At 64.4% G+C, this 12,964-nt stretch carries 7 protein-coding genes; all 7 read right to left on the bottom strand.

The window, feature by feature from the left end; translation table 11 throughout:
- Positions 1-146 precede the first annotated feature (146 nt).
- The 7 genes from ACR9Y2_RS26330 to ACR9Y2_RS26300 are packed head-to-tail and all read right to left on the bottom strand — an operon-like array spanning position 147 to position 12,958.
- Positions 147-3,875 carry a hypothetical protein gene (locus ACR9Y2_RS26330; RefSeq protein ID WP_435044709.1) on the bottom strand — a complete coding sequence of 1,243 codons (3,729 nt, stop codon included), beginning with the start codon at positions 3,873-3,875 and terminating at the stop codon, positions 147-149.
- Complete coding sequence (locus ACR9Y2_RS26325) at positions 3,872-5,806, bottom strand: BatA domain-containing protein (RefSeq protein ID WP_435044708.1); 1,935 nt, start codon at positions 5,804-5,806, stop codon at positions 3,872-3,874. Before ACR9Y2_RS26325 ends, ACR9Y2_RS26330 begins: the two co-directional genes overlap by 4 nt.
- 4 nt (positions 5,807-5,810) lie before the next feature.
- Positions 5,811-6,698 carry a DUF58 domain-containing protein gene (locus ACR9Y2_RS26320; protein WP_435044707.1) on the bottom strand — a complete coding sequence of 296 codons (888 nt, stop codon included), beginning with the start codon at positions 6,696-6,698 and terminating at the stop codon, positions 5,811-5,813.
- Between the two features lie 2 nt (positions 6,699-6,700).
- The gene (locus ACR9Y2_RS26315; RefSeq protein ID WP_435044706.1) at positions 6,701-7,708 is read right to left on the bottom strand and encodes an AAA family ATPase; all 1,008 of its coding nucleotides are present in this window, start codon (positions 7,706-7,708) and stop codon (positions 6,701-6,703) included.
- 5 nt (positions 7,709-7,713) lie between these two features.
- On the bottom strand, positions 7,714-9,885 hold the full coding sequence (locus ACR9Y2_RS26310) for a tetratricopeptide repeat protein (protein WP_435044705.1): 2,172 nt from the start codon (positions 9,883-9,885) through the stop codon (positions 7,714-7,716).
- Positions 9,882-10,733 (bottom strand): C13 family peptidase, encoded by an 852-nt coding sequence (locus ACR9Y2_RS26305; RefSeq protein ID WP_435044704.1) that lies wholly within the window; start codon positions 10,731-10,733, stop codon positions 9,882-9,884. The genes ACR9Y2_RS26310 and ACR9Y2_RS26305 overlap by 4 nt, the downstream gene beginning before the upstream one ends.
- The gene (locus ACR9Y2_RS26300; protein WP_435044702.1) at positions 10,730-12,958 is read right to left on the bottom strand and encodes a glutamine amidotransferase; all 2,229 of its coding nucleotides are present in this window, start codon (positions 12,956-12,958) and stop codon (positions 10,730-10,732) included. The genes ACR9Y2_RS26305 and ACR9Y2_RS26300 overlap by 4 nt, the downstream gene beginning before the upstream one ends.
- Between the last annotated feature and the right edge of the window lie 6 nt (positions 12,959-12,964).

Raw genomic sequence — 12,964 nt, 5'->3', positions numbered from 1 at the left:
TTCGGCCTTCGCCTTCCAGGTGACGCCACTGCTGGTACTGGATGCCACCTCACCCCAGGTAGCCTGGCTCAACCACTTGACCGATGCGGGGCCGGGTCGGATTGCCGCCCGGCCGCACCTTTACGAATCAAGTGTGAATCAAGATCCTACTTGCCGCGGCTCAGTTTGCGGAAGTACTCCGCCACGGCATCACCGTAACCGGCCGGGGCCTTCGCCTGAGCGCCGCTGCGGACCTGGCCGCCCGACGGACCGTTCTCCAACTGCTTGCGAAGACGCAGTTCCAACTGCTCCATCTGCGGCACGATGTCCGACTCAATGCGGCCCATCAGCGTCGGATTGTCGCCCAGCTTCCTGGGATCCAGCCGCTGCATGTCGCGGATGAGGCGATCGACGTCGGCCTTGGTTTCGTCATCGGCGGCGTCATCCTGGCGCAACTGCCGCAACTGGCGCAGAGCTTCGTCATAGGTGCCTGCCAGGCCCTGCTGGCCGGCGGCGCGCTGACCGTTAGGATCAAAGCGCCGTGTGCCGTCGTTGATGGCGCCGTACTCGTCCTGCACGCCCATCGGCTGACGGCCGCGATCGAACCCGCCATCCGAGCCGCGGCCCATCTGGCGTCCGCCATACCCTCCGCCGGGTTGGCCGTCGCCGCCGCGTTGCCCGCCACCCTGCTGGCCGCCGCCTTGCTGGCCCTGGCCCTGCTGTTGCCCCTGACCTTGTTGACCCTGACCCTGTTGGCCCTGTTGACCCTGCTGTTGGCCCTGGCCCTGTTGTTGACCCCGCTGGCCCTGCTGACCTTGTCCCTGCTGACCCTGCTGTCCACGCTGCAACTGGCCCTGCATCCGGCCGCGTAACTGCTCCAATTGGCTCAGCGCCTGTTCCGTACGTTCCTTGCCTTCGCCAGCCTGCTGTCCGTGTTGCGCCATGTCCCGCGCTTCCTGCACCTGCCGGCTGAGCTTATCCAACGAATCCGTCACCACCTTCTCGCGCGGCGGCAAATAGGGACCCAAGCCGCGCCGGACCCACTCAGAGCCGAACTTCAACCTCAGGCCGAGTTCGCTCTGCTGCGCTTCGCCCAGGGCATCGCGCAGCCTGGAGGCCGCGCCCTTCTGCGACCCATCCATTGCACGGGCCGTGTCCTTCATCTGCTGCTCCAGCCGCTTGTACTCGCGCTCCATGGCTTCTTTTTCCTGGGCCAGGCGCTCGATCGTCTGTGGAGTGGGGGCCGCATTCTGTCCCGGCTGCGGCCGTGCGCCAGGCGCGGGCACGCCATCGGGATACATCTGCCGGATCTGGTTTTCGTACTGCTTCTGGCGTTCGGCCAGTTGCTGCGAGCGGTTCGCCAGGTCGTCCATGCGCTGGCCGGACTGCTGCTGGCGCATACCGCCGACCATGTCGCGCGCTTCCTTCATCCGTTCGGCCGCGCGGCGTGCGCTCTCGGTGCTATTCTGCCCCTGTTCCGATTGCGCCTTGCGCATGTCGTCCAACGCCCGGTCGAGCTGCTGCTGAGCCCGCGCCATGCGCTGGTCGTTCTGCTGCTGTTGCCCGCTGGAGCCCTGCTGGCCGCGCTGCGGCTGGCCTTGGGACCGGCCCTGCTGCGACTGGCCGGAAGATCCACCCTGCTGCGGCTGACCTTGCTGCGACTGACCCTGTTGTGACTGGCTCTGCTGCCCCTGCTGGCCTTGTTGCGACTCGCCGCGCTGCAACTGCTCCATCTTTTTGCGCAGCTCTTCCGCCTCGCGCCGCAGCATCTCCTGCGCCCAGCGCTGCTGGAACGCCTGCTGTTTCTGCTGTTGCTGTTGCTGGGCCAGTTCCTGCTGACGCCGCGCCAGCTCTTCCAGCTTCTTCAGCGCCTCGTCCACTTCCTTTTCACGCTGTTCCTGCGAATTGCGCGATTGGGCGGTCTCATACTGGTTCTTCTCGGTGTCGAGCTCGAGGTCGAACAAGCTCTCGAGGTCGCGCATCTGGCCGCCGCCGCCCCCACCGCCTCCGCCGCGCTGGCCGAAGGCTACCTGAATCTGGCGGAACATGCTCTCGGCGCGTAGCAGGTGCTGCAAGGCTTTCTGTTCCGGCGAGAGCGAGTCCTTCCACTTCTGGCCCTTGAGCTGGCCCGTGGCTTCGTTCATCGCGGCCGAAGCAAGATCCATCTCCTTCGAGAACTTCTGGAACTCCTCGTTGGTGCCGGCCAGTTCGCGGCTGCGCATGCGCTGCGCCAGCGACTTCGCCTGGTCTGAGAGCTTCTGCTGGACCCCCGATAAGAACTGCGCATTCTCCTGCGCCTGTGATCGGGAACCGCCATTCTTGATCTGATTCCAGGTGGCGGCGATGATCTCCTTCTGGCGCTGGGCGATCTCGCCCTGCTGGTCTTCCCCGCCCCCACCGCCTCCGCCGCCACCGGTCTGCGACTGCTGGTACTCCTTCTCGAAAGGCTGCGCTTCCAGGAAGAAGATGTCGGTCTGCGTGGTGGTTTTGGCGTCACGCGCCACGGCGTAGAGGCCGACGACATCACCGGGCGAGAGTTTGAAATCCTCGAGTGAGATGGTGGTCGTGCCGTGAGCGTCCTTCGCGCCCTTCTGCTGCAGCAGGGGCACGCTCTTCTCCTCGCCACCGTTGACCGAATAGCGGAGCTCCATGCCGGCGAGACCGAAGTCATCGGACGACTCGAGTTCCACCGTGACCTCTTCAATCGGGCTGACCTTGGCGTCGCGGCCCGGTTTCGAGATCTTCACTTCCGGGGGACGTTCGGCCTTGGCTTCGATGAAGTAGTCCTCGGTCAGGCGCACGGGCGTACCATCTTCCATGGCCGCGACGTAGTACATGCCGTCCTTGCGGATGGGCACCTTAGCCAACTGCGTGTTGCCGGCCTGCGATTCCAGCGCAATGCGCGAACCGTCATCCAGGATCAATACGCCGTTCGTCAAAGGCCGGTCCGTGGTCACATGCAGATCGACATCGGTGCCTTCGACGGCGCGCAGGTCGCCCGCCGGTTCCACGGTTGCCACGGGCATGCCGAGATAGCCGGGGTAGTGGTAAACGGCGCGGAGTTTCTTCACCGTCGGCAGGTCGATGACGGTGAGCCGGTGGATGGCCGACCGCATCTTCGTGGTCTCCACCATGTATTCGAGATTCTCGGCCAGGCCGGCGAACAGGAATGAATAGCCGCCGCCGCTGGGCCTCGGCTCCATGCGGAGGGTCTCCCACTTGGCCGCGCCAGCCGGGCGTGCCCGCAGCGTCACTTCCGGCGTATCGAAGCCCAGCAGCAGCGCTTCGATCACCTGATCGCCGCCGCGGCGAACCTTCGCGTCACCGGGCTTCACTTGAATCTGATAGATGGGACCGGCGCCCGGGCGCGGCGCTCCAGCCCAGAGCAGATGCGCTCCATAGCCCAGTGTGCCGGGAGCCGCGACGGTGAGCCAAACGAGAACACCCACGCCCAGAGCACAGCCCAGGGCCAGGCCGCCCAGCAGGCGTCCACTCACCAGGTGCCACGGCTGGGACTGTTCCGCTTTGCGCAGCGCCTCTTCGGCCAGCAGTTCCGAGAAGGGGTTGTCGTCCTTACTTTGCTCCAGCGTGAGGGCGCGCTGTTCAAAGCCAGCATCGCCGGTTTCCACGGCTCGCGCCGCTTCCCGGCGGTTCAGGCGCAACAGCGGTACGACCAGCCAGAAGGCGAGGCCCAGCGCGACTGCGAGAAACAGGGTGAGCCGCGTGTAGAACAGACTGTTGTCGGAGAACGCAAAGCGGTCTGCGATGTAGGCCAGGCCGACAGTGGCCGCCAGCGCGAGCAGCGCCAGCAGCGCGCCGCCCCGGGCCAGGGCTTTCCAACGCAAGCGCTTCTCGACCGCTTCCAGATAGCTCCGAAACCGTTCCAGTGCTGTCATGCTGTCTCCTGAACCAGGTGTCTGCTCCCTACGAGCGCCTCTAATAGCCCCGCCAAGACCGCCGCGCCGAGTACCCAGGCGGCCAACGGCCATTTGCTTTCATTATTGCTCTGTCCGCTCGCCTGCTGGCCCGTGGTACCGGGCGACTGCCACAATTCCGCCGATTCCTTCGGCATCAGTTCGAGATCGGATTCTCGCCGGTCGACGTTGGCCGCGATCATCTGCGACTTCCCTGCACCGCGGCGAACTTCCCAGAATCCAGCCCGGCTCAGCACCAGCGGAGCGCCCTTCGCGCTCTCTTCAAGAGTCAACGCCCGCTTGCCGTCGGGGTCTACGGCTTCAAACGCTTTCGAGCCGGCTCCGCCTTTGAAATCGAGCGCCGTGTCGACGCTGGCGTTCAAGGACGCCTCCTCCCAACCGCTCAACCGGTGGGCGATCTGTTCGACAAATGGAACGAATGATGGTTGCACGGGAAAGTCGTTGGCCAGGTTGTCGAGCGCAGAAGCCAGAACGACGACGGTGCCTTCGCCAATCTTCTGCTCCAGCAGGATGGGGGTCCGATCGGTGAGCCGGGCGAGGATGCGCGCCTGGCCTGGATCGGCGTCAATCGACTGGTAGAAGTGCACGCCCTCCCAGCGGCCCGCCTTGGCGATGGCGGCATAGGCGTCATCAGCGGTGCCCAGGGTCTGGTAGCGTTCCGCTCCGCGTGAGGCATAGCGGGAAGCCTTCACCAGCGTGCCGAGAATCGGGATCTTGCCAGTGGAGACATTGGCCGGCCCCAGCACCACCAGGGCGGAGCCACCCTGCTGGACATAGCGCTTCAGCATGCCGTCGTCGAAGCCGCCAGTATCGGAAACCACAATGAACGCGGCGCGCTCCAGGTTCGCCGGCGTGCCGCTGGAGTAGCTCTCCACCGTGTAAGCGCCGGCGGTCGCGGCGTCGAGCGCATCGCGGAAATACAGCGCGGAGCGGGCCGACCGCTCGCCGTACAGGAACACCACGCGCTGCGGATCACTGCGCTCAATCGCGAACAGATAGCGATCGTCCACCTTCAGGCCGTCGGACTCCTGCAGGCTTACCGCGCACTTCGAGAAGCCGTGCGGCAGGTCCAGCCCGTTGAACTCCACCTTGGCGCGGCCGGAGGCGGGCACCTGTACGGTCTGCTTGCCGGCCGGCTGGCCATTCACTTCGAGCACCACGGTGCGCGCCGCGGCGTTGGTGTGGAAGCCGGCGATGGTTGCCTGGACCTTCACGGTCTTGCCGTCCCTGACACGAGCCGGAGCAGTGACGCTCTCCACCGTCCAGTTCGGCTCCGTCTTGTCGGCCACTGTGTGCAGCACCAGTTTGGTGCCGCCGCCCAGCCGCAGGTCACTGAAGCCGGCGGGCATGGAACTGCGCTGCAGGTCGCTGATGAGGTGCACTTCCAGGGGCGCTTTCACCGACTCCTGATAGGCTCGCAGAGCCCGCGCCAGCTCGCCCAGGGAGCTCCGCGACGTGCCTGCCTCCAGCCGCGGCACGTCGGCCGGCGTGACGAACCGCAACTGCGAATCGAACACAGCTACTTTCACGTTCTCACCCATCAGCTTGGAGGCCTCTGATTTCGCGCTGCTCATGCGGCCGCCAAAGCCCATGCTGGCGGAGTCGTCGATGACCACCACACGATTGGCGCTGGGTCCGCCGGCGGGTGTATTGCGCCAGATAAACGGCTGCGCGAAAGCGAGAACGATGAGGGCCAGCAACGCCAGGCGCATCGCCATCAGCAGCAGGTAGTCCAGCCGCCTGTGCTTCAACGAAGCTTCCGTGCTCTTCTCGAAAAACATCAGCGAGCTGAACTGCTGGGTCTCGCTGCGGTGGCGCTTCAGCAGGTGGAAATAGATGGGCAGGCTCAGCAGTCCGAAGCCCGCGAGAAACCAGGGCGCGAAGAGTCCCATCGCGTTAGAACCTCCCCGACCGTACAACCAGGTAGCGCCGCAGGGCCTCGTCCAGCGGCTGATCGGTCATCGCCAGGAAATAGCTGAGGCCCGCTCCGCGCGATAGCGATTCCATCTCCTCGAGATGCGCCGCCATCTTCTTGCGGTAGGTGTCCTTGGCGTACTCGGGACTCACTTCCATCTCCTCGCCAGTCTCCATGTCGATCAGGATCTTCGAAGCTTTCAGCGTGGGTTGGATCTCCTCGGGATCCAGCACATGCAGCAAGACGACGTCGTTGCCGCGCTGTCGCAGGGGCGCCACCGTCTTCACCACTTCGCTGGCCGGAGCGTAGAAGTCCGAGATCACCAGCACCAGGCCGCGACGCTGCAGGAACTGCTGGAAGTGGAGGAACGGCTTTGCGAAATCGGTGCGGCTGCCCGGCTCGGAGCGGTTCAGGCCGTGCAGCACCTTCACCCATTGCCCGTGGCGCGACGACGGCTCCACATAGTCGCGGATCTCGTCATCGAAGCCAATGAGGCCCACGGCGTCACGCTGCTGATGCGCCAGGTAGGCCAGCGACGCGCCCAGAAAGCGCGCATAGTCGATCTTCTTCACACCCTGCGCCTGGAAGCCCATCGATGCACTGCGGTCCAGCAGGACGGTGACGCGCGTATTGGTTTCGCCGCGATAGCGCTTCAGGTACAGCCTGTCGGTGCGTGCGTACGCATTCCAGTCCACATAGCGCAGGTCGTCGCCCGGGACGTACATGCGATATTCGGCGAACTCTTGGCTGAAGCCGAAGTCCGGCGAGCGGTGCAGGCCGGCCACAAAACCATCGACCACCGTCTTGGCGGTGAGCTCGAGGTTCGCGATACCGGCCAGTACCTTGGGATCGAGGAAGCGCTGAATCATGATCAACCTTTGGTGGGCACGACCTCCAAAACCTTCTTGAGGATGTCGTCGGGCGTCAGGCGATCGCTCTCCGCCTGGAAGTTGAGCAGGATGCGATGCCGCATCACGGGGCGCATGAGTGAGGCCACATCCTCGAAGCTCACGTGATAGCGGCCACGCATCAACGACCGGGCTTTGGCCGCCAGCACCAGGTTCTGCGCGCCGCGCACGCTGGCGCCGAAGTTCACATACTTCTTGACGTAATCGCTGGCGGTCACGTCCACCGGACGCGTGCCGCGCACCAGGTTCACCGCATAGCGCGCCACTTCTTCGGCGATGGGCACCATGCGCACCAGTTGCTGGAAGTTGAGGATCTCTTCGGCCGTCGTGACGGGCTGCAGGTCGGCCACGGCCGTGGTGGTGGTCAACCCGACGACTTTCAGTTCGTCCTCGGCCGGCAGGTAGTCGAGCAGCGTGTTGAACAGGAAACGGTCGAGCTGCGCTTCGGGCAGAGGATAGGTGCCTTCCAGCTCAATGGGGTTCTGCGTCGCCAACACAAAGAACGGGGCGGGCAGCTTGTACTGGTTGCCGCGCACGGTGCAGCTGCGCTCCTGCATGGCTTCCAGCAGCGCCGCCTGCGTCTTGGGCGGAGTGCGGTTGATTTCGTCGGCCAGCAGCACGTTGCCGAAGATCGGGCCCTGGACGAAGGTCCAGATGCGGCGGCCGGTGCCGGGTTCCTCTTCGAGAATATCGGTGCCGGTGATGTCGCTGGGCATCAGGTCCGGAGTGAACTGGATGCGGCGGAACAGCAGCCCCAGCGTCTCGGCCATGGTGCGCACCAGCAGTGTCTTCGCCGTACCCGGCATGCCGGTGATCAGGCAGTGGCCGCCCACAAACAACGCGACCATCAACTGCTCCAGCACCTCGTCCTGGCCGACGATCACTTTGCGTACCTGCGTGATCATCGACTCCTGCACGGCGCCGAAGCGTGCGATCCGATCTTTCAAGGTTTCCGAATCGAGTTGCATCATTTGATCTATTCTTTCCTGTTCAACTCCAGCAGCAGCTTCTGCGCCGGCCTGTACCCCGGCGCCGCCTCCAGCGCGGCCAGAACCGCGTCCTTGGCGTCGTCCATCCGCTTCATGCCCTGGTAAGCCCGGGCCAGTTCATAGTTGGCGGAAGCCGGATCCCCGGTCTTCATCGCCAGCACGGCCCGCCACTCCTCGGCGGCCCCATCCCACTTGCCCTGCGTGGCGCGTAGCCCACCCAGCTTGCGGTGCAGCTCTTCATCCTTCACCGGATAGATGTACAACAGGCGGTTCAGCGCGGCTTCGGCGGCGCGCGGATTGCCGGCCTCTTCCTGGAGCCGGGCCAGCTTCTTCAACGTCTCCGGATCGCGCCCGCCTTCCTTCGCATAACGCTCCAGTTCCGCAATTGCCTCTGCCTTCTTCCCCTGTGCCTGATACGCCTCGGCCAGAGCTTCATAGACACTGCCCGCCTCGACGTAATCCGGATACTCATCGCGGATTGCGTTTCCGATTTTGAGGACCTCGTCCCACTGCTTCCCCTTCACAGCGGAGTGCAGCGGCTTCATCTGCTTGGTCCAATCCTCGAACTTGGCCAGCGGGACACGGTGCTCGTTGTCGAGCCACGCCAGGAAGTCCTTGTCGAATTGCTCAGGCTTCACGCCGAGAACTTTCTCGATCACGGCCGCCGTTGTCGTGACTTGCGAGAACTCGCCCAGCATCGTCATCACCTTCTGCCAGCCGTACTTCTCCGTGATGTAGTCGATTGTCCGGCCGCCCTGGAAATAGCTGACAATCACCTGCGCCGGATACGACGGACGCATGTAGCCGCGGTCGAGCGTCGAGATGGGCAGCAGCGTCTTCTTCTTCATCGCGCCCAGGATCTCAGGTGTCAAGCGGTCGCCCCACTCCGGCGACACGGCCGTCTCCTCGTGCACCGAGACGCCCTCAGTGAACCAGCGCGGTACGTGATGTTTGGTGATGGTCAGCAGGTAGACATGGCTCAGTTCGTGCCACAGCGTGCTGGCCCAATGGAAGTCACCGGGCTTGCGGCCCGATGGACTGTCCATGGCGACACTCAACCCAAAGGTGACGCCCAACGCGCCCAGGCCCGGCATGCCCATGGTGCGCACCGCGAAGTCCTGGTGATCCGGATACATTTCCACCATCACGGGACCGGGCAGCTTGAAGTTGTACTTCCTGTCGTAGGCGTCAAGAGCGCGCGTAATCTCACGTTCCACATAGGGCCGCAGCAGTTCGGCTTCCGTCTTGTGCAGCCGCAGGATGTAGCGCGGCTGCTTGTAGACGATGAAGTTTTTGTAGCTGTCGAGCAGCGTCAGCGAATTGGTCGTGGCCGCGTTGCGGTAGCCGGATTCATAAACCTCGCCCAGCAGGCGCCGCGCCTCGACGTCGTCGCCCGTGCGCATGAGATTGATGCCCAGCTCGCTCTTCGCCGCATGGAAGGTGGGATCGAGCTCCAGTGCCTTGCGATAAAAACCGATCGCCTCGTCATATCGGCGGTTCAACACAAAATGGCGCGCGATGCGGGCGTAGCCCTCGCCATAGTGCGGATTCACGGCCAGCATGCGGCCGGTCCAGGGCGTCGTGCGCTTGTCTCTCAACAGGTCGATGGTGGCGAGGACGGACATCGCATCCATCGCCTGCGGTGCGTCCTGCACGGTATTGAGCGCTTCGGCCGTGGCCGCTTCGAAGTTGCCGTCTTCCAGCAGTACGGCGGCCCTCAATTCGCGTGCCTCGATCAACTTCGGATTCTTCTCGAGCGCCTGCTGCGCCAGCCCGATCGCTTTCTGGTCGAAGTTCTCCTCGGCCAGCATGGCCATCCCCAGCAGCGCGTCGGCGTTGTTCTTGTCCAGGCTCAGCGCCTCTTCAAACAGACCCGCGGCGTCGCCCGGATTGAAGCCCTCCAGCAGCAAACGGCCCCAACGCACCCGCAGCCCAGCGTTTTTATCATCCGCTTTCACGGCCGATCGGAATGTCTCGTTGGCGCCCTTGAAATCGCCCAGGCCCCACTGCCCTTCCGCCCGCAGCGCGGGATTGTTCGAATTCCGCAGTGCCGTGAAACACTGCGCCCCTTCCTGCGCCTGGCCCAGCTTCTTCGCGCGCCAGCAGTCCGCGGGCGTGCCGGCCAGCAGGAACAGCAGAAGTGGCGCGGCCTGGATCACTTCTCGATCTCCTCCTGGACGCGGGCCAGTTCCAGCAGCAGCGCGTTGAGCTTCGATTTATACTCCGCAATCGGCATCGCCGCCTTCTCGAACTTCAGCTTGTCGATGGCCGACTCCAGCTCTTCCTTGCGCGCCAGCAGCAGCCGTTTCTGCGGATCGTTCATCGCCTTCTGAGCCGCTCCAAACCGCACGACAGCCAGACGCGCCGCCAGCGTGTTGTCGTCCAGCACGGAATGCTCCGTCGCCAGCCGCTTCTGCGTCTCATAGAAGCCCGTCGTTTTCTGCTTGGCGTAGTTGTACGCCTCCAGCGCTGTCACGGTCTCGTTCTTGTCCACATCGGCGGCAGCGTCGCGCATCGCCTCCACCCAATAGCGGGCGAAGACCACGGCGTTCTTCTCCGTGCCCGTTTTGGTCGCCGTGACCACCACCCGGTTCTCCCGTTTCAGCGTCTCCAACACGGCGCCGCTGCAACTTGTCGAGATCACCACAAGCTGCTTGCCCTGGATGCGGTCGAGCCACCCGCGCAGCTCATCCACCGTCATATCCGGGCCCGGCACATTGAACTTGAACACCGCTCCATCCACATTGCCGTGGCCGATCAGCACCACCACCAGCGTGTCTTCCGGCTTCGCCTGCGCCGCGTAACCGGCCAGCACTTTCTGGATCCCGGCCTTGGTCGCCGCCGCGCCGCCCAACACGTCTCCGCCCATCAGCTTCTTCGAATCCGCCGCCAGCATGTTGAAGCGCGATTCGTAGTCCGGCTCGCCGCCCAGGCCCGCCACCGTCAGGTGGAAATCCGCCGCCCAGGCCGAACTCATCAACAACAGGATTGCCGCAATCTGTTTCATACCGCACCCCATCGCCGCCGCAGAAACCACTCGCCCGCCTTCAGCGCCGCGAACAGCAGAAACGCCGCCGGAGCGTTCCAGATGTCGCGTGTCTCTTTCACTGAGATGCCCGCATCGGAGTACTCGATCTCTTCCGGCAGCCGCCCCGTGTCCGACGGCTTGTAGTAGCGCCCGCCCGTCTGCTGCGCAATGCGCTCCAGCAGTTCCCGGTTCTGTTCCGTCCGGAAATGCTCGGCCACGCCGTCTTCCCGCTGGAACGTCACGACATCGCGCCCCAGTTCTTTCTCGCCTTGTTTCGCCACCACTTCCATGAGGTAAGAGCCTGCGTTGTCGGCCTTCCATTCGCCGGCATACACGCCCGGCTGGCCGGTCACCGGCCGCAGCGGCACCAGATCCGCCACACCGCCCGGCCCCAGTACATGGCCTTCCACCACGGCATCGGAAGCGGGCAGGTAGTTCTGGTCGCGCACTTCCACATGGATGGGAACGCGCGTCTCATCGGAGTACACGGCCTTGTCCGTCACCGCCGAAACATGCTCCGAGGTGGAACTCACCAGCCAGCGCAGCAACTGCTGCCAGAAGACCTCGTGGCTCATGTCCTTCGAGTCCTGCAGCATCTGCCAGCGCCAGCTTCCGCCCGTCGCGAACACTCCCACCCGGCCTCGGCCAAAGTTCTGCGTCGTCAATAACGGGAATTTGCCTTTGCTGGTCGGCGCCATCTCCGCCAGCACCAGCGCGCCGGGCTTGGCCGGACCCGTCTCCTGGTAGTCGGCCAGATACGGCAGCGCCTTCCAGCGCGAGATGTTCTTCTCCGCATCTTCTTCGATGCGCGTGATCAGGCTGTCGCGGCCCGCCACGGCCAGTTCGACCGTCGCCGGATCGCGATGGAACGTGGTTTTCCGGTCGAGCAGCGTCACCGGCATGATCTCCGCCACTTCGCTCTTGTTCCAGCCGCCATCACTCAAGGCCGCGCGGCCGCCCAGGAACAGCACGCCGCCGCCGCGACGGTCCACGAACTCCTTGATCAACCCCTGCTGCACCGGATTGAAGTAGCTCGCCTCCACGTTGCCGATCACCAGTCCCTGGTACTTGAAGAGTTCTTCCACCGTATCCGGGAAGCCGTGCTCCAGCTCTTTGCCGTCCGTGGTCCCCTGCCGGTAGAGCTTGTTCTGCGTCGTGCGCAGGATGCTCGCCACCTGCAGACTGCGGTCCAACTCAGCCGCGCGCCGGATGAACTTCATCTCCCAGCGCGGCTCGCCTTCGATGTAGAGAATCCGCGGCTTGCGGTCCTCCACATTCACCAGGCGGGACAGAACATTGTTGTCCTTGTTCGTTTCGCCTTCCAGCAGGTCGACGCCCACCTTCAGCGACTTCGCCCCCGCTACGCCGGATTGGAACGAGATCACCTCGCGCGCAGTCTGCCCGTCTTCCGGCAGCTTCACCACCCGCGACGCCAGCACCTTCCCATCGCCCCGCACACTCAGCTTCGCCACCTTGCCGGCGAAGCCCGACTGCCGCAGCGTCACCGTCGCGGACAACCGCGCGTCCGGCAGCGACCGCGGCACAATCTGCACTTCGCTCACCTCAATGTCGCGCTCGAGTTGCTCGCTGCCGAAACCGATCGCGTGAATAGGGATCCGCGACCTGCGCAGCGTCGCCATCGTCTCGGAGTCCAGTCCGCCCGCATTGTCCGCCCCATCGCTCAGCAGGACCACCGCGCCAATGGGCAGCGTGGCCGATTCCGCCGTGGCGCCTTTCAGCGCTTCACCCAGATTGGTGACGGGCTGGTCCGCTTGCGCCGGTACAGTCTCCACCCGCTCCAGCGTCCGGCCCGCGCGATACAGCCGCACCGGGAAGCGCTTCTTCAACTGCTCCAGCAGGCCGGTGTCCAGCAGCCCCTTCGCCTGGCCGATGCGGCCTTCCAGCGCCATACTGGTGGAGGCATCCACCACCACGGCCACCACGTTCTGCTGCGGCTTCAGCATCGAGACGCTCAGGGCCGGCTGCCATAACAAAATTAACAATACGAGCAAGCCCGTCCACTGTATGCCAGCTAACACTGCAGCCCGCGCCTTCGGCAGGGGCTTACGCAGAAACAGCACGGCCACCAGCACCGCCGCCGCCAGGGCAAGCAGGCCCAGCAACCACACCGGCCAACCACTGAGCAGCACGAGGGTGCCCTTGCGATACACCGGCCACGGATACTTGAAGAGGAACTCGAACATTGTGCT

Origin of the sequence: Paludibaculum fermentans (genome assembly GCF_051172195.1) — a bacterium.
Lineage (GTDB): Bacteria > Acidobacteriota > Terriglobia > Bryobacterales > Bryobacteraceae > Paludibaculum > Paludibaculum fermentans_A.
The sequence above is the reverse complement of the archived record's forward strand: the minus strand, read 5'-3'. Positions and strand labels throughout refer to the sequence as shown.

Coding starts and splice junctions, on each gene's coding strand:
- ACR9Y2_RS26330 (WP_435044709.1), bottom strand. CDS start 3,875: ATGACAGCACTGGAACGGTTTCGGAGCTATCTGGAAGCGGTCGAGAAG.
- ACR9Y2_RS26325 (WP_435044708.1), bottom strand. CDS start 5,806: ATGGGACTCTTCGCGCCCTGGTTTCTCGCGGGCTTCGGACTGCTGAGC.
- ACR9Y2_RS26320 (WP_435044707.1), bottom strand. CDS start 6,698: ATGATTCAGCGCTTCCTCGATCCCAAGGTACTGGCCGGTATCGCGAAC.
- ACR9Y2_RS26315 (WP_435044706.1), bottom strand. CDS start 7,708: ATGATGCAACTCGATTCGGAAACCTTGAAAGATCGGATCGCACGCTTC.
- ACR9Y2_RS26305 (WP_435044704.1), bottom strand. CDS start 10,733: ATGAAACAGATTGCGGCAATCCTGTTGTTGATGAGTTCGGCCTGGGCG.
- ACR9Y2_RS26300 (WP_435044702.1), bottom strand. CDS start 12,958: ATGTTCGAGTTCCTCTTCAAGTATCCGTGGCCGGTGTATCGCAAGGGC.